This is a genomic window from Pseudomonas sp. 10C3, assembly GCF_036346185.1.
Classification (GTDB): domain Bacteria; phylum Pseudomonadota; class Gammaproteobacteria; order Pseudomonadales; family Pseudomonadaceae; genus Aquipseudomonas.
Genome location: NZ_JASJVE010000002.1, coordinates 63225 through 78925, shown reverse-complemented (window position 1 = coordinate 78925; position 15701 = coordinate 63225). Strand labels below are relative to the sequence as shown.

16 protein-coding genes, 1 tRNA gene and 2 pseudogenes are annotated in these 15701 nt (G+C 56.1%); 7 read left to right on the top strand and 12 right to left on the bottom strand.

What is annotated here, in order from left to right; genetic code table 11:
• Positions 1-26: 26 nt before the first annotated feature.
• From QN399_RS02185 to QN399_RS02175, 3 genes are all read left to right on the top strand, one after another.
• Positions 27-1232 (top strand): acetyl-CoA C-acetyltransferase, encoded by a 1206-nt coding sequence (locus tag QN399_RS02185; RefSeq protein WP_330200498.1) that lies wholly within the window; start codon positions 27-29, stop codon positions 1230-1232.
• A gap of 43 nt (positions 1233-1275) precedes the next feature.
• Positions 1276-3420, top strand: a complete 2145-nt coding sequence (locus QN399_RS02180; RefSeq protein WP_322182740.1) for a 3-hydroxyacyl-CoA dehydrogenase NAD-binding domain-containing protein — start codon at positions 1276-1278, stop codon at positions 3418-3420.
• Between the two features lie 115 nt (positions 3421-3535).
• Positions 3536-4264: an amidotransferase gene (locus QN399_RS02175; RefSeq protein ID WP_322179767.1), complete on the top strand. Its 729-nt coding sequence runs from the start codon at positions 3536-3538 to the stop codon at positions 4262-4264.
• 40 nt (positions 4265-4304) lie between these two features.
• Here QN399_RS02175 and QN399_RS02170 read toward each other — a convergent pair whose 3' ends face one another.
• The 4 genes from QN399_RS02170 to QN399_RS02155 form a co-directional block, all read right to left on the bottom strand.
• Positions 4305-5276, bottom strand: a complete 972-nt coding sequence (locus tag QN399_RS02170) for a magnesium and cobalt transport protein CorA (RefSeq protein WP_322179765.1) — start codon at positions 5274-5276, stop codon at positions 4305-4307.
• 136 nt (positions 5277-5412) lie between these two features.
• Positions 5413-6135, bottom strand: a complete 723-nt coding sequence (locus QN399_RS02165) for a 1-acylglycerol-3-phosphate O-acyltransferase (protein ID WP_330200497.1) — start codon at positions 6133-6135, stop codon at positions 5413-5415.
• Between the two features lie 185 nt (positions 6136-6320).
• Positions 6321-7013, bottom strand: coding sequence for a crotonase/enoyl-CoA hydratase family protein (locus QN399_RS02160; protein ID WP_322179761.1), 693 nt, complete (start codon positions 7011-7013; stop codon positions 6321-6323).
• Between the two features lie 194 nt (positions 7014-7207).
• Positions 7208-7501, bottom strand: a complete 294-nt coding sequence (locus QN399_RS02155; protein ID WP_322179759.1) for a DUF6388 family protein — start codon at positions 7499-7501, stop codon at positions 7208-7210.
• A gap of 227 nt (positions 7502-7728) precedes the next feature.
• Here QN399_RS02155 and QN399_RS02150 point away from each other — a divergent pair, with 227 nt between their 5' ends.
• Entirely contained in the window at positions 7729-8223 is a 495-nt protein-coding gene (locus QN399_RS02150; protein WP_322215662.1) for a hypothetical protein, read from the top strand.
• 176 nt (positions 8224-8399) lie between these two features.
• On the opposite strand, the gene QN399_RS02145 is transcribed toward QN399_RS02150, so the two are convergent.
• From QN399_RS02145 to QN399_RS02120, 6 genes are all read right to left on the bottom strand, one after another.
• Positions 8400-8822 carry a hypothetical protein gene (locus QN399_RS02145; RefSeq protein ID WP_322179755.1) on the bottom strand — a complete coding sequence of 141 codons (423 nt, stop codon included), beginning with the start codon at positions 8820-8822 and terminating at the stop codon, positions 8400-8402.
• Between the two features lie 556 nt (positions 8823-9378).
• Entirely contained in the window at positions 9379-9609 is a 231-nt protein-coding gene (locus tag QN399_RS02140; RefSeq protein ID WP_322179753.1) for a hypothetical protein, read from the bottom strand.
• A 219-nt stretch (positions 9610-9828) separates the two neighbouring features.
• On the bottom strand, positions 9829-10593 hold the full coding sequence (locus tag QN399_RS02135; protein ID WP_322179751.1) for an ATP-binding cassette domain-containing protein: 765 nt from the start codon (positions 10591-10593) through the stop codon (positions 9829-9831).
• A gap of 56 nt (positions 10594-10649) precedes the next feature.
• The gene (locus QN399_RS02130) at positions 10650-11360 is read right to left on the bottom strand and encodes an ABC transporter permease (protein WP_330200496.1); all 711 of its coding nucleotides are present in this window, start codon (positions 11358-11360) and stop codon (positions 10650-10652) included.
• Positions 11357-12085, bottom strand: coding sequence for an ABC transporter permease subunit (locus QN399_RS02125; protein ID WP_322179747.1), 729 nt, complete (start codon positions 12083-12085; stop codon positions 11357-11359). The genes QN399_RS02130 and QN399_RS02125 overlap by 4 nt, the downstream gene beginning before the upstream one ends.
• Before the next feature lie 56 nt (positions 12086-12141).
• The gene (locus QN399_RS02120; protein WP_322179745.1) at positions 12142-12924 is read right to left on the bottom strand and encodes a transporter substrate-binding domain-containing protein; all 783 of its coding nucleotides are present in this window, start codon (positions 12922-12924) and stop codon (positions 12142-12144) included.
• A gap of 410 nt (positions 12925-13334) precedes the next feature.
• On the opposite strand from QN399_RS02120, the gene QN399_RS02115 reads away from it, so the two are divergent.
• Positions 13335-13454, top strand: coding sequence for a DUF2514 family protein (locus QN399_RS02115; protein ID WP_322215665.1), 120 nt, complete (start codon positions 13335-13337; stop codon positions 13452-13454).
• Between the two features lie 170 nt (positions 13455-13624).
• Here the strand turns inward: QN399_RS02115 and QN399_RS02110 are convergent.
• Together QN399_RS02110 and QN399_RS02105 are read right to left on the bottom strand one after the other, a co-directional pair.
• Positions 13625-13714 (bottom strand) — tRNA-Ser (locus tag QN399_RS02110).
• Positions 13715-13901: 187 nt separating this feature from the next.
• Positions 13902-14084 (bottom strand): annotated as a pseudogene (locus tag QN399_RS02105) (SDR family oxidoreductase); the annotation flags it as partial.
• A 13-nt stretch (positions 14085-14097) separates the two neighbouring features.
• On the opposite strand from QN399_RS02105, the pseudogene QN399_RS02100 reads away from it, so the two are divergent.
• Positions 14098-14274: pseudogene (locus tag QN399_RS02100) on the top strand (cysteine hydrolase); the annotation flags it as partial.
• 149 nt (positions 14275-14423) lie between these two features.
• Positions 14424-15548: a cell division protein ZapE gene (gene zapE, locus QN399_RS02095; RefSeq protein WP_322215668.1), complete on the top strand. Its 1125-nt coding sequence runs from the start codon at positions 14424-14426 to the stop codon at positions 15546-15548.
• Positions 15549-15701 lie beyond the last annotated feature (153 nt).

Genomic DNA, 15701 nt, shown 5'->3' with positions numbered 1-15701 from the left:
ACTTTCCACTGCGCTCCGAGGACCTCATGACTGAAGCTTTGATTTTCGATGCGGTACGCACGCCCCGTGGCAAAGGCAAACCGGGTGGGGCGCTGTACAGTGTCAAGCCGGTGAACTTGATAGCGGGATTGCTTGTTGCCTTGCAGCAACGCAACCAACTGGACACCCGTCAGGTCGATGACATTGTTCTGGGGTGCGTAACGCCGGTGGGTGATCAGGGCGCGGACATTGCCAAAACGGCTGCACTGGTCGCCGATTGGGACGTCAGCGTCGCGGGGATGCAGCTCAACCGGTTTTGCGCGTCGGGCCTGGAAGCGGTCAACCTGGGCGCGATGAAAATTCGCTCAGGCTTTGAAGACCTTGTGGTGGTGGGCGGGGTCGAGTCGATGTCACGTGTACCAATGGGCAGCGACGGCGGTGCCTGGGCGTTGGACCCGCAGACCAACATGCACTGCCATTTCACCCCGCAAGGGATCGGTGCCGACTTGATTGCGACGATGGAGGGCTTCAGTCGCGGCGATGTCGATGCCTATGCTTTGTACTCACAGCAAAAAGCCGCCCGTGCACGCGCCGATGGTTCGTTCAACAAATCTCTGGTGTCGGTAAGAGACCAGAACGGCACGCTGCTGCTTGATCACGATGAGTTCATTCGCGCCGACTCGACCCTGGAGGGGTTGGGCAAGCTCAAGTCGAGCTTCGAAATGATCGGCCAGATGGGATTCGACGCCACCGCGCTTCGGGTCTACAGCCATGTCGAGCGCATCAACCATGTTCATACCCCCGGCAATAGCTCCGGGATCGTTGATGGTGCGGCTGCCATGCTTATCGGTTCCGCGGCCAAGGGCCTGGCGCTGGGTCTGCGCCCTCGGGCACGCATTGTCGCGACGGCGGTGACCAGTGCCGACCCGACCATCATGCTCACCGGTCCCGCGCCAGCGACGCGCAAGGCCTTGGGCCGCGCCGGGTTGAAGGTCGAGGATATCGACCTGTTCGAAGTCAACGAAGCGTTCGCCTCGGTAGTGCTCAAGTTCATCAAGGACATGGACATCAGTGGCGACAAGGTCAACGTCAATGGCGGCTCAATCGCCATGGGCCATCCACTGGGAGCAACCGGGTGCGCAATTCTTGGCACCTTGCTCGATGAGCTGGAAGCCCGCCAGCTGCGCTATGGCCTGGCGACACTGTGTGTCGGCGGCGGCATGGGCATTGCCACCATCATCGAACGCTATTAAGCCTGTCTCCCGACTTCACCAGGATTTCTCTATGACCTCCGCCATGACTGACGCCATCCATTATGAGAAGGGCCAGGACCAGATTGTCGTCCTGACCATCGACATGCCCGGCCAGACCGCCAACACCATGAACGCGGTGTACCGCGATGCCATGGCCAGCATCGTCGCCCGACTGAACACCGAGAAAGACTCGATTGCCGGGGTAATCATCACCTCCGCGAAGAAAACCTTTTTCGCCGGTGGCGATCTCAACGAACTGATTCAGGTCGACAAGGCCCGTGCACAGTGGTTCTACGAGATGGTCCTGAACCTGAAGGCACAGCTGCGCACGCTCGAAACCTTGGGCAAACCGGTGGTCGCCGCCATTAATGGCGCCGCGCTGGGCGGCGGTTGGGAGATCTGCCTGGCTTGTCATCATCGCATTGCTCTGGACAGCAGCAGTGTTCAGATCGGCCTGCCGGAAGTCACCTTGGGCCTCTTGCCGGGCGGCGGCGGGGTCGTGCGGATGGTGCGCATGCTCGGTCTGGAAAAAGCCCTGCCGTATTTGCTCGAAGGTAAGAAAATTGGTCCGCAACAGGCACTGCAAGCAGGCCTGATTGACCAGATCGCCAGCGACCGCGACGACATGCTGGCCAAGGCCCGCGCGTGGATCGGCGCCAACCCGTCCGCGAAACAACCGTGGGATGTGGCCGGGTACCAGATTCCCGGTGGCACGCCCTCACACCCGAAAGTCGCGCAAATGCTCGCCATTGCGCCGTCGATCCTGCAAAACCGTACTCAGGGATGTTTCCCGGCGCCCGAGAAAATTCTGTGTGCTGCTGTAGAAGGCGCACAGGTGGATTTCGATACGGCGCAGATCATCGAAACACGCTACTTCACCGAACTCACCACCGGTCAGGTCGCGAAAAACATGATCGGCACTTTCTGGTTTCAGCTCAATGAAATCAATGCCGGTGGATCACGCCCCACAGGTATTCCGGTTCATCAGACCAAAAAAGTCGGCGTGTTAGGCGCGGGCATGATGGGCGCGGGCATTGCTTACGTGAGCGCGTCGGCGGGTATCGAGGTGGTACTTAAAGACGTCAGTCAGGCTGCGGCTGAGAAGGGCAAAAGCCATTCTGCCAAGTTGCTGGACAAGAAGGTCTCCAGTGGGCGAATGACCGCCGAGCAGCGGGATGCGATTCTGGCCCGCATCCTGGCCACTGAGCTGGATGCCGATCTGCATGGCTGCGATCTGATCATTGAAGCCGTGTTCGAAGACCGCTCGCTCAAAGGCACTGTCACGGCTGCAGCGGAGCGGGTTGCCTTGCGTGACGCTGTCATCGCGTCCAACACCTCGACCTTGCCTATCAGCGGCCTGGCGAAGGCGATTGTGCAAGAGAACCGGTTTATCGGCCTGCATTTCTTCAGCCCGGTGGACAAGATGCAACTGGTGGAGATCATCAAGGGTGCCAACACCAGCGATGAAACCCTGGCCCGAGGTTTCGATTTTGTCCTGCAAATCAAGAAAACCCCAATCGTGGTCAACGACAGTCGGGGCTTCTTCACCTCACGGGTGTTCGGAACCTTTACCAACGAAGGCATTGCCATGCTTGGCGAAGGCGTATCGGCGGCGATGATTGAAACCGAAGCGCGCAAGGCCGGTATGCCCGTTGGGCCGCTGGCAGTGTCCGATGAAGTGTCTTTGAGCCTGATGAGCCACATTCGCCAACAGGCGCGCAAGGATCTCGAGGCTGAGGGCAAACCCGTGCCGCAACACCCTGCGTTCGCGGTGGTCGACCTGATGCTCAATGAGTACAAGCGCCCAGGCAAGGCCGCTGGCGGTGGGTTTTATGACTACCCACAAGGCGCGCCCAAGCACTTGTGGCCGGAACTGAAATCGCGCTTCGAAAAAGCCGATGGGCAGATTGCCGCGCAGGATGTACGCGATCGCTTGCTGTTCATTCAGGCCATCGAAACCGTGCGTTGCCTGGAGGAGGGCGTTCTGTTGTCCACCGCCGACGCTAACATTGGGTCGATCTTCGGCATCGGCTTTGCCGCCTGGAGCGGTGGTGCGCTGCAATTTATTAACCAGTACGGGCTCAAGGATTTCGTCGCTCGCGCGCAGTATCTGGTCGAACAGTACGGAGAGCGTTTCGAGCCACCGGTACTGTTGCTGGATAAAGCCGCGCAGAACCAATTGTTTTAAGGGGCGCGCGCGAAACTGGAGTAAATGAATAGTGCGTGGGCACTTGCCTTGATGTGGTTATTCAAGGCAGGCTTTGCCCCTGCGCTATTGCCTTTACTGTGTCAGGTACTTTTTTATGTCGTTACGCATCTGCATTCTGGAAACCGACGTCCTGCGTCCGGAGTTGGTCAATCAATATCAGGGTTATGGGCAGATGTTTGAACGGTTGTTTTCGCGTCAGCCGATTCCGGCAGAATTTAGCGTCTACAACGTGATGCATGGTGATTACCCTGCTGCTGATGAGCGTTTCGACGCGTATCTGATCACCGGTAGCAAAGCCGACTCATTCGGCAGCGATCCATGGATTCAAACCCTGAAAACCTTCCTGCTGCAGCGGTTCGAGCAAGGTGACAAGCTGCTGGGTATCTGCTTCGGCCATCAATTATTGGCGTTGCTGCTGGGTGGGAAAAGTGAACGTGCCCATCAGGGCTGGGGCGTCGGTACGCACCGATATAAACTGGCTCCGGCGACACCGTGGATGAGTCCGGCTATCGACGAGCTGACGTTGCTCATCAGCCACCAGGATCAAGTCACGGTACTCCCGGAAAACGCTACCGTAATTGCCTCCAGCGATTTCTGCCCGTTCGCCGCGTTCCACATCAATGATCAAGTGCTGTGCTTTCAGGGTCACCCGGAGTTCATCCACGATTACTCCCGCGCCTTGCTGGAGATCCGCCAACAGCACCTGGGTGAGCAGATCTATAACAGCGGCATCGCCAGTCTGGAATACGACCACCACGGCACGACCGTGGCTGAATGGATGATGCGTTTTGTGGCGCACAAGCCTGAAACACAGGTGGGCTGAGGGTAAATCGCACCTGCTCTACCGCTGTCGAGCAGGTGCGCTACAACCATCCCGAGCGCTTGAAGCTGGCATACAAACCCACGCATCCTGTCGAGATAAACCCGAGCACCGCGAAATAGCCGTACTGCCAACCCAGCTCCGGCATGTTCTGGAAGTTCATCCCGTAGATCCCCGCAACCGCCGTCGGAAACGCCAAAATCGCCGCCCAGGCTGCGAACTTGCGCTGCACGATGCTTTGCCGCGAGGACTCCAGCAGTAGACCGATTTCGATGGTCTGGCTGGCGATGTCGCGCAGGTTGGCCAAATCTTCCATTTGCCGAGTGACGTGAATTTCCACGTCGCGAAAGTACGGGCGCATGTTCTTGTCGATAAACGGGAAGCTCAGTTTTTGCAGTTCTTCACCAATCTCCACCATGGGCGCCACGTACCTGCGTAACCGCAGCAGATCGCGGCGCAGACTGTGAATGCGCTGAATATCGACTTCGTTCATCGCGCCGCTCAGTACACCGTGTTCGAGTGCGTCGAGTTCGCTGTGGATGGCCTCGGTAACGGGTTGATAACACTCTGTGACGAAGTCGAGGAGCGCATACAGCACGAAATCTTCACCATGTTCAAGCAGCAACGGCCGCGCCTCGCAACGCTGGCGCACCAGCCCGTACGATTTCGAGTGGCCATTACGGGCGGTGATGATGTAGCCCTTGCCAGCAAAGATATGCGTCTCGATGAATTCGAGTTTGCCGTTTTCGCGAACAGGGGAGTACGTGACGATGAACAGTGCGTCGCCGAAGGTTTCGAGCTTCGGTCGGCTGTGTGTCTCAAGTGCATCTTCGATGGCCAGTTCATGCAAATTGAACTGACGTTGTAGATTAGTCAGTTCCTCCGCATTGGGTTGTTCCAGGCCAATCCAGACGAAGTGCCCGGGCTTCGCAGCCCATGCGGCACCCTCGTCGAGGGTAATGTTGGTGACTTTTTTTCCGGCGCTGTAAACCGCAGCAGCAACAACTCGGCCCATAGTGGTATCGCTTCTTCTTTTTTGGATGACAGTGGCACGTAGCGCTTAGCTTAACGTGGTCTGACTGATCAGAGTCAGCGATAGCGGGTGAGTTCACGGGCAATAAAGCCGACTCAACGGGCTTGAAGGGTGAGCGTCATGCGCCGAGCAGTTGCTTGTCCATGGCGGCGATACAGATTTGCATCTGCTCGCGGCATCGGCCCATCAGTATGGGCACGTCATCCAGGCTCAAGCCAGCCGTCGGGATGGCGGGCAATGAACGAATCATTATTCGGGTCGTGCGCCAGCGATTGAGTTGCATGTGTTTGATGTAGCTGCTGACGCATACCTGCACGATGGGCACGCCGGCAGCGATGGCCATCTGGAACGCGCCCTTTTTGAATGGCAGCAAGTCTTCTCCGAGGTTGCGTGTGCCCTCCGGGAAGACCCATATCGAGGTGTCCTTGTGCTGCAAGGTGTCGGTCGTGGTCAACATCGACTGCCGGGCTTTGTGGACGTTGCCGCGATCAATCAGGACATTACCCGCCAACCAAAACAGCTGACCGAACAATGGCACCCATTTAAGGCTTTTCTTGCCGATACAAACGGTGCGTGGAGGGACCACATTGCCGAGGACAAAGAGGTCGTAGTTCGACTGATGATTGGCAATGATTACGCACGGTTGCGACTGCTTGAGCAACGGGGCCATGTCGGCCTTCAGACGCAAACGTAAAATATACATCGCAGGCCAGGCGTAAATGCGCGCGCACAGACGACTGTTATCCGGATTGAATGGACGGCACAGCCCTAACAATACGCCCAGTACACCCGCTGCAATAAAGTGCAGGCCCATTAACAACATGCGAAACACCAACAGCATCAACTGGCCCACCAAGGCAAAAGGTGGCGCAGTGTACGGATGTGCACTGAGGACAGCAATTGCAGAGCAGGGCTGTTCAGGGTTGATTGTTTGAGGAGATATTTCTTGTGTCGGGACAGGCTTGCGTTAGAGCGGTCGGTTGAAAAGACCTGGCAAAGAATCAGGCTTTTTCAACCGATTAAAGATCAAATCACGGAGTGTTGCTGATCCAGCACGATGGACTGGTCGAGCGCCTCAAGCAGCGCCTTGCGCACTTTCAGCTTGGTGTTCTTGTGCGCCACCATATTGAGTTTCTTCAATTGCAAGGCCGCTGTGCGTGCGGCGCTTTGCAGTTCTTCGGCGCTGACAACCTTGTCGAGAAAACCTGCATCCAGAGCGCCTTTAGGGTTGAACATCTCGGCGTTGATCACCGACCGATGGAAGGCCGATTTGCTCAGGCGATCACGCGCCAATTCGATCCCGGCATGGTGCATGGTCATGCCAATCTGTACTTCGTTCAAGCCGATGCTGAACGGACCGTCCACGCCAATCCGGTAATCTACCGACAAGAGCAAAAATGCGCCTTTGGCCACTGCGTGCCCGGGGCAGGCAACCACCACCGGGAAAGGGTGCGCTAAAAGCCGCCGTGCCAGGCTCGAACCGGCCGTGACCAGGCTGATTGCATTCTCAGGACCGGACGTCATCACCTTGAGGTCATAACCACCCGAAAGAATCCCCGGTTGCCCGGTAATGATCACCACCGCGCGATCCTGTTCGGCCTGATCCAGCGCCGAGTTGAACGCTACGATCACCTCCGGGGAAATAGCATTGACCTTGCCATTGCTCAAGGTCAGCGTGGCAATACCGTCTTCCAGGTGATACGAGATCAGATCACTCATGACGCGATTCCTTGTGTTGAAGTGGGGCAGACGTTACCCACCCGCGACGCCAAGGTAAAGCGCTATGGATGACTGGTGAGTCAGGATTTTAGCCGGCCTCAGCCTTGAATCACTGGATAAAGCGGGCTGCCGCAACGGTCGGTCGTGCACGTGCGGCAACACATTTTTTCAACGGCGGATCACCTTGAGGCTTATCACTCCTCGATATCGTTCAGCTCGCAGTACTCTGCCCAGTTCATACCGAGTGTCTCGGCGACTTGTTTATGGGCTTCAAGACGCATCGTCTTAAGTTGTTCGGGCGACTCGGCAACCAGTTGCAACGCCAACTCCCAGGGCTCGATACCTTGAGACTCCGCCTCATCCTCGAAGGCCCAGTGGGTCTGCTGCTTTTGCTCCTCGGGGCTCAGGTTTTCGATCTCTGCCTGCAAGAAAGAATTGTCAGCGAGAAATTTCGCCAGCGCGACTTCGTTCCACTCTAATGCGTTCATGCTTCGTCTCCTCTGGCAGATTAACGTCGAGCTATGCGACAACCGGCGCTAGGTTACACCGGAAACGAGTCTCGGTCGTCGTACGGAGTGAGGATCAACTTCCTAACCGTGGATCCCGATCCATGTTCACTTCTTGGCCTAGTATTGGAATGGACGGGCAGCGTCCGAGCCTGCGACGAGTGTGGGGTTTGAGGGCGGTTGCCGGGTTGATACAAGGAAGGTGCACAGTGAGCGTTCAAGCAGCTCCGGAGGTTGCCATGAGATACCTGTCGATACCCGAAGAACACTGGGCCACAGTCACATCGGCCGTGGAAGAGTCAGCCCAGCTAAAAAAATATGCTGTCAGGTTGACGGCGAGGCTGAATGCGCTTTTCGAGGACGAGCACTCCAGGCAAACACTGGGGGTGACCTTCGAAACTCTTGGGGATGGCACTGCCTGGCATATCGAGTCGCCGTTCGGCGTAGCCAGAGCCCATTTCAGGGTATTCACCCGTGAAACCGGGCTGTACGGAAAGTATGTGATTCAAAAGCTGAACAACGACCCTAGAGATGAACCGTTTTGGCATCAAGTGTGGGCACTGCGTATCACACTGCAAGGCCTGGTCCATCCCGGGGATGAAGGGGGTGAACTGATCAGTCTGAGGGCTTCGCTTTCAAACCGGTCAGACGACGCAATCCTGCATTTGGGGCTTTCACTGCTCTATTCGTTGGGGCAGGAATAGCGCCAAAAAAGGCTGGCCTGCTCATCATCAGGCCTTTCTGTCAGGTTCCGCCTCGCCCTCGTCGGTGGGTGCTTTAGGGCTATACGCCGGGGCAGAATGAAAAAGCCCGGCGCTGGGCCGGGCTATAGCGAGCGTGTCGACAGATCAGGCGTCGCGCGCAATCAATCAAAAGCGACTCAGTCGTGTTTATGCTTGTTGCGTTTGTGGCCGTGCCTCTTCCCGTCGGATCGATTATTACCACCGTCATCGGCCATGTTGTTACCAAGGGCTCCGCCCGCTGCACCACCAAGGCCTGCACCGATGGTTGATCCGGTCGTGCCGCCTAGCTTGTTGCCGATTATCGAGCCACCCGCCGAACCAATACCACCGCCAATGGCCGCTTCGGTTTTGTTGCCTCTTTTAGCGCCTACAGCACTGCCAGCAGCGCCGCCGACACCTGCTCCAACCGCCGCCCCGGTGCTTCCGCCCATCTGTTGACCGATGACATTTCCAAGCGCGCCGCCAAGCCCGCCACCAATAGCAGCAGTGCCATCTCCGGCAGCCATGACACCTTGAGCAGCAAGAAGCCCTAAAACTAGTACGGGCAGCGTCAATCGCATGATTTCAACCTCAAAAGATAGGTACAACGTTGTGGGTTAGTGCAGTGGGCAAACAATGAAAAAGCCCGGCGCTGAGCCGGACTAGATGACGAGGTAATATACGGTGTCTCATGCAGTGTTTTAACACGATACAGGGTCGGCGGGTCCTCCACTGTCTCTATCCACATCGTCCTCTGTTCGACGTATACAGGCTATTTGCAGGAATGAAACTTATTTGAACAAAGTTGAACGGTTAGAGAGAGACTGATGCATGATGAGTATCATTCAAACGGGTTGCCATCATGACCACGCGAGCCTTCATAAGGATGTTGATGGTTTTGGGAGTGTTTTGGCTGGGCCTGGTGTGGAGCATGGTCGCTTGGCTGTCTACGTCGGAACAGGGAGATATCTCCTGGAGCGTGTTGAGTGCCCACCACGGAGTGAAGCAATCTGAAACTCGCATTTCCCCTAAGCGGTCTTGATGCATTCCACTGGCGTGTAAGGAGCGCGAGCCTGGCTGATGGGCAGAATACGCATAAAAGTGTGGCAGCCGTCATCCGTCCACGGACAGGAAAGTCTATTTCAACCCAGCCATTTTCCGGTCACCGGCCTGACTGAACAGCGTTTCCAACTGATCGATATCCTCTGGCTGCATTGCCTTGAGGCAGACGATACCCAGTACAAAGCCTTCAGCGATCCCTCCCGCCATTGTCGCATCGATAATTCCAGTCGACTGCTCAATGCGCGCGATGATATCGGCGGCTTGAGTTTTGATCGATAGAGGAATGTTCATTTCTTCGAGAGTCATGGGTGGCCTCCTGTATAGAAGGCTGAGCCTAGCAAATTTGATTGGGTGTTGGTCGAATGGCGAAAGAAAGGTTTTGATGGGGGACATGGACCGCCTGGAAGCGAAGTCCAGAATGATAACGCCAACTACCAAAGTAATCAGTGACCCTTTGATCAAGTCCTTGATCAGCCCTTTGAGCAACGTGCCAGTCGCTCAAAGGTAGTGTGCGGAGGGTGGGGCTTACTTCAGATTGCCGCTGAGAAACTGCCGCAGCCGCTCGCTTTGGGGATTGCCCAGTACGTCCTCGGGTGCTCCCTGTTCTTCGACCAGCCCTTGATGCAGAAACAGCACCTGATTTGACACTTTACGAGCGAAGCTCATTTCGTGGGTGACCATGATCATGGTACGGCCTTCTTCGGCCAGCCCCTGAATGACCTTCAGTACTTCGCCAACCAATTCCGGGTCGAGTGCCGAGGTCGGTTCGTCGAACAGCATGACCTCCGGTTCCATGGACAAGGCCCGGGCGATGGCGACGCGCTGTTGCTGACCTCCAGAGAGAAACGCGGGATATTGATCGGCGACACGGGATGGCAGACCGACTTTGTCGAGATAGCGTCGAGCCCGATCCTCTGCATCCTTCTTGCTGACCCCCAGCACTCGGCGCGGGGCCATGGTGATGTTCTCCAGCACAGTCATGTGGCTCCACAGATTAAAGTGCTGGAACACCATCGCCAGGCGGGTGCGGATTCGTTGCAGTTCTGCGTCGTCGGCTACGCGCATGCCGTGTCGATCACTGATCATGCGAATCTGCTGGTCGTCCAGGCTCATGCTGCCGCTGTTGGGTGTTTCGAGAAAGTTGATGCACCGTAGAAACGTGCTCTTACCCGAACCGCTCGCGCCGATCAGGCTGATCACATCGCCGGTTTTGGCTTTCAGCGACACGCCTTTGAGTACTTCGTGGCTGCCGTAACTTTTATGCAGGCCGTCAATGGTCAGTTTGTACATGTGTGCAAGCATCCTCAAGAGGGAAGTAGATAGCCGCTGCGCGTGCAGTTGACGTCCTAGTGAGCCGGGCCAAGAAACGCCAGCCATCGGTGTTCTGCCAAGCGGAACAAACCGACCAGTGCAAAGGTGACGCTCAAGTAGATGAGCGCGGCAATTCCGAACGATTGGAAGGTCAAAAAGGTCGCCGAATTGGCGTCTCGTGCAATTTTCAAAATATCCGGGATGGTCGCGGTAAAGGCCACGGTGGTCGAATGCAGCATCAGAATCACTTCATTGCTGTAGTACGGCAACGAGCGGCGCAGTGCCGACGGCATGATCACATAGCCATACAGCTTCCAGCCGGTCAGACCATAGGCCTTTGCCGCTTCGACTTCACCGTGGGCCATGCTGCGGATTGCCCCGGCGAAAATTTCCGTTGTGTAGGCGCAGGTGTTCAGGGCAAAGGCGAGAATGGTGCAGTTCATCGCATCGCGAAAGAACGCATCGAGCACCGGTTGAGCGCGAACTGCGGCGATGCTATAGATCCCCGTATAGCAAATCAGCAGTTGGATATACAGCGGCGTACCGCGAAATAGATAGGTATAGAACTGGACCGGCCAGCGTACCCATACATGGGTTGAAACCCGGGCAATCGACAGCGGGATCGACACCAGAAAGCCGATGAAGATCGAGGCGCTGAGTAGCCACAAAGTCATGGCCAGCCCGGTGATGTGATAACCGTCGTTGTAAAGGAACGGTTTCCAGTATTCCTGTAGAAGATCGATCATCGTACCGCCTCCCTGGAGCCTGCGGCATAACGGTATTCCAGCCTGCGCAGGACATAGTTCGAAGCGCTGGTAATCAGCAGATAGATCAAGGCGGCGAGTACCAGAAAGTAGAACAGTTGATAGGTGCTTTTGCCGGCATCCTGGGCAGCCTTGACCAGATCGGCCAAGCCGATGATCGAGACCAGTGCGGTGGCTTTGAGAATCACCATCCAGTTATTGCCGATGCCGGGCAGGGCGAAGCGCATCATTTGCGGGAACACCACGAAGCGGAAGCGCTGGCTGCGGCTCAAGCCATAGGCCGTTGCAGCTTCCATCTGCCCACGAGGCACGGCGAGGATCGCGCCGCGAAAGGTCTCGGTGAAATAAGCGCCGTAGATGAACCCCAGGGTAATGATCCCGGCGCTGAATGAATCAATCTCGATATAGTCCCAGTCCAGCGCCACGGTGAGGTTGCTCAGCCAGGTTTGCAGGCTGTAGAAAATCAGCAGCATCAGGACCAGATCCGGCACCCCACGAATCAGCGTGGTGTAGAGCTGCGCTGGAATGCGCAGCAGGGACGAACTGGACAGCTTGGCACTGGCGCCGATCAGACCGAGTAGAACGCTCAACAGTAGCGACAGTATCGATAGTTTGATGGTCATCCAGGTGCCTTCCAGTAACAGCGGGCCAAAGCCTTTAAGGCTGAAAGCTGAAAGTCCCAGAATATGTAATAGGTTTTCGAACATTGGTCAGGCCCTTGGCAAGCAAAAAAGCGCCCATCTTGAGGATGGGCGCCGGGGCATTATTTGCCGCTGTAGAGATTCATGTCGCCAAAGTGTTTTTTCTGGATCTCGGCATATTTGCCATCATCGTGTAATGCCTTGATACCTTTATCCAGCAGTGTCTTGAGGTCTTTGTTACCTTTCGAGATGCCGATTGCGGTTTTTGCTGGCAGCAGTGGATCGTTGATGGGTTTGCTGACTTCGAAACCAGCACCGGCTGGCGATTTCAAAAAGCCCAGTTCCGCCTGCAGCATGTCTTGCACGGCAGCATCGAGACGGCCAGACGTCAGGTCAGCATAAACCTGGTCCTGGTTCGCATAGGCCTGGGTTGTTACACCCGCCTTGTCCAATACAGCCTTGGCGTAGGCTTCCTGAATGGTGCCTTGCTCATAGCCAACCTTCTTGCCTTTGAGGGTTGCAGGGTCGGCCGTTACGCCCGCGCCTTTCTTGAACACCAGTGCAGTCGGGCCAGAGAACAGTTCCTCGGAGAAGTCGATAACCTTCATCCGCGCATCTGTTACGGTCATCGACGAGATAACGCCGTCGAATTTGTTGGCTTTCAGGCCCGGAATCATGCCGTCGAAATCGCTTTCGACCCATTTGCACTTGACCTTCAGTTCGGCGCAGATCGCATTGCCCAGATCGATATCAAAGCCCACCAGGCTGCCATCAGCGGCTTTGGACTCGAAAGGCGCATAAGACGGATCGACGCCGAAGCGCAATTCCTTGTACTCCTTGGCCAGCGCAGAACCGGCGGCGATGCATAAAGCCAGTGCAGAAAGGGTCAGCAATGCTTTTTTCATTATTCATTTCCTAAAATCAATATGAGCGCTTGTGACGCATAAGTACTGTTGCGGGAACGCGTATGACGCTATGAACGTAGAAATTTCCGAACCGAATCCCCGAGCAAGGGCTTTAAGCAAACCTGTGTGTCGGCCCTTCTGGCGCTTACGCGTCTGAACACATGCTTACTTGTACGTACAAGCCTATGCAATCGAACGGCCAACTCGTTGATTGGGCGTTCAAGAAAGTTCTAAAAATAACTGGAGGCTGTCTAGATCAACGTTTTTTAGACGGTATAAAACTTATCGAAGGTTTTTGAAATGCGCTTGCGGCTGTTACCGAGGCAGGGTTTTAGCCCAGGCTGGGGCGTCCGGTAACAATTTGAAATGAGCGAGTGCGGTCGGGGAAGACCCCAGGTTGAACCGCTCCTTTGCTCGCCGACATGTTCAAGCGCGCTGATCGGCGAGCGGCCGATCTGGCAGGATATGCTGACCAAAGCCATGCACGGGGTGTGACGTGCGAGCAGGCGTTTGATGGGGTGGGTAAATAAAGAAGGTATTGTGTTAGATCGGCAGGACGCCGGGGAAGGGTGAGCCTAAAGCGGCCTAATCCAGGCTTAAAGTCGTCCTTTTCGCCCTAAAAATTGCCTGAATAAACAGGCATAAACGAAAAAGCCCCGATTTTCTCTAGGAAAATCAGGGCTTTAGCGTATTTCTAATATGGCGGTGAGGGAGGGATTCGAACCCTCGATACAATTTCTTGTATACACACTTTCCAGGCGTGCTCCTTAAGCCTCTCGGACACCTCACCGTATCTCGTCAAACCATTCAGTCTGTCGAGGCGCGCTAATGTAGTCGAAACCTTTGACGAAGGCAAAAGTTTTTTTCAGAATTTTCATGTGCTTAAGCAAATTACGCTGTCATCGACGTGGTGATGAGTACAGATACGACTCGGCCCTGTCATCTGTTCGAAGTCCGTGGCTGTCCTTAAGCAGGAATCAGGCGCCGAAGCCGCCGTCGATGGACAGGCTTGCGCCAGTGGTGTAACCGGCCTCCTGGCCTGCCAGGTAGGCCAGGAAGCCGGCGATTTCTTCGGCTTTACCGTGGCGACCTACTGCGATCAGGTGGATCAGTGAGTCCGCAAAGTCACCTTCGGCCGGGTTCATGTCGGTGTCGACCGGGCGGACCAGCGTCCTGGGGTTCGAGGTGCTGGTGCCTCACGATGCTTGTTTTACGTTTGATCAGACCGACTTCTTTGGCGCTCCGCATGCGGCACAGGAGGTGCACGCGATGTCGTTGAGCAACCTGCATGACGAGTATGCGACGGTGCTGTCGACTGCTGAAATTCTCACAGGGATAAGTCGGGCCTGATGAGGCGGGCACTCACGAATGCGGAATATCGGGATACCAAGAGCGAGGCGAGCGTTGCGTTTTATGCAAATATGACGGGCGCGAAAAGGTCAGTCGAAGACCTGAGAAGGCGATTCGGGAATTTAATAATTGGACGGTAATTTTTCTTGATGAATGTCGTGTCCCCACTGGAGGCCTATCAACAGGCCATTGATGAGCAAGGATTCAAGCCTGATGCGGCGCAATTGAAGGCCGTTCGGTTGTTACAGGAATGCTACGTGGCGCTGCATGAGAGCAAGCACCAATCGCCAATCAAGGGTGTTTACCTGTGGGGCCCGGTAGGACGAGGCAAGACCTGGTTGATGGACCGCTTTTACGAGAGCTTGAAAGTGCCGGCCCGACGCCAGCATTTCCATCACTTCATGCGTTGGGTGCATATTCGGCTGTTCCAGCTGACTGGCACGGCCAATCCATTGAGAGCCTTGGCCCGCGAGCTAAGTCAGGAAGTGCGGGTGCTGTGCTTCGATGAACTGTTTGTCAGTGACATCGGCGACGCGATCATTCTGGGTGGCTTGCTGCAGGTGATGTTCGAGGAAGGCGTGGTACTGGTGTCCACCTCCAATCAACCGCCGGAGCAGTTGTATGCCGATGGCTTCAACCGTCAACGGTTGGTTCCGGCCATCGACGCGATCAACCGTGAAATGACGGTGGTGAGCGTCGACGGTGGTGAAGATCACCGCCTGCATCCGGGGCAATTGCATCAGCGTTATTGGCTCAGCCAGCCGGATCAGCCGAGCGTTCTGGGTGACGTGTTCAAACGCCTGAGCGCGGGCCATGCCATGTCGAGCGAGCCGGTCGCGTTTGGCCTTCGTAGCGTGAATGTGGTGCAGCACAGCGAGAAGGTGCTGTGGTGCCGTTACGCCGACGTCTGTGAACAGCCGCTGGCAGCGATGGATTTCATTGAATTGTGTGATCGATTCTCGGTCATTCTGATCAGCGACGTGCCTGCGCTGAGCGCCAAACAGCGCGAAGGAAAAATTGCCCGAGGGACCGAAGACGCGGCGGTGCAGGTCGCCGCCGGTGACCGGGAGCTGCCGCAGCTGTCGGTGCATGACGACGGTGTGCGGCGCTTCATCGCGCTGGTCGACGAATGCTATGACCGTCGCGTGCCGCTGTATGTCGAAGCGCAGGTGCCGCTTGAGCAGTTGTACACCGAGGGTTATCTGGCCTTTGCCTTCCGCCGCACCCTGAGTCGCCTTCAGGAAATGCAGCTGGAGCGGTTCGCCCCCTTATGATCGGTGCACCATCTGATCGCCCTATTGCTATCCATATCGTGCATGACTCAACCGTTCAGCACGAAACGGATAGAGGTCTGCACTAAACGGATATTGCGCAGACCGCTGGATTTCTAACCTTGGCAGGCCTTGATAAAAACAATAAAAGAGTCC

What these genes read in the sequence shown, in the direction of transcription:
- QN399_RS02165 (WP_330200497.1), bottom strand. Translation starts at nt 6,135, where the DNA reads ATGCTGTTGGTGTTTCGCATGTTGTTAATGGGCCTGCACTTTATTGCA.
- QN399_RS02175 (WP_322179767.1), top strand. Translation starts at nt 3,536, where the DNA reads ATGTCGTTACGCATCTGCATTCTGGAAACCGACGTCCTGCGTCCGGAG.
- zapE (WP_322215668.1), top strand. Translation starts at nt 14,424, where the DNA reads ATGAATGTCGTGTCCCCACTGGAGGCCTATCAACAGGCCATTGATGAG.
- QN399_RS02180 (WP_322182740.1), top strand. Translation starts at nt 1,276, where the DNA reads ATGACTGACGCCATCCATTATGAGAAGGGCCAGGACCAGATTGTCGTC.
- QN399_RS02185 (WP_330200498.1), top strand. Translation starts at nt 27, where the DNA reads ATGACTGAAGCTTTGATTTTCGATGCGGTACGCACGCCCCGTGGCAAA.
- QN399_RS02130 (WP_330200496.1), bottom strand. Translation starts at nt 11,360, where the DNA reads ATGATCGATCTTCTACAGGAATACTGGAAACCGTTCCTTTACAACGAC.
- QN399_RS02125 (WP_322179747.1), bottom strand. Translation starts at nt 12,085, where the DNA reads ATGTTCGAAAACCTATTACATATTCTGGGACTTTCAGCTTTCAGCCTT.
- QN399_RS02145 (WP_322179755.1), bottom strand. Translation starts at nt 8,822, where the DNA reads ATGCGATTGACGCTGCCCGTACTAGTTTTAGGGCTTCTTGCTGCTCAA.
- QN399_RS02120 (WP_322179745.1), bottom strand. Translation starts at nt 12,924, where the DNA reads ATGAAAAAAGCATTGCTGACCCTTTCTGCACTGGCTTTATGCATCGCC.
- QN399_RS02140 (WP_322179753.1), bottom strand. Translation starts at nt 9,609, where the DNA reads ATGACTCTCGAAGAAATGAACATTCCTCTATCGATCAAAACTCAAGCC.
- QN399_RS02170 (WP_322179765.1), bottom strand. Translation starts at nt 5,276, where the DNA reads ATGGGCCGAGTTGTTGCTGCTGCGGTTTACAGCGCCGGAAAAAAAGTC.
- QN399_RS02160 (WP_322179761.1), bottom strand. Translation starts at nt 7,013, where the DNA reads ATGAGTGATCTGATCTCGTATCACCTGGAAGACGGTATTGCCACGCTG.
- QN399_RS02155 (WP_322179759.1), bottom strand. Translation starts at nt 7,501, where the DNA reads ATGAACGCATTAGAGTGGAACGAAGTCGCGCTGGCGAAATTTCTCGCT.
- QN399_RS02135 (WP_322179751.1), bottom strand. Translation starts at nt 10,593, where the DNA reads ATGTACAAACTGACCATTGACGGCCTGCATAAAAGTTACGGCAGCCAC.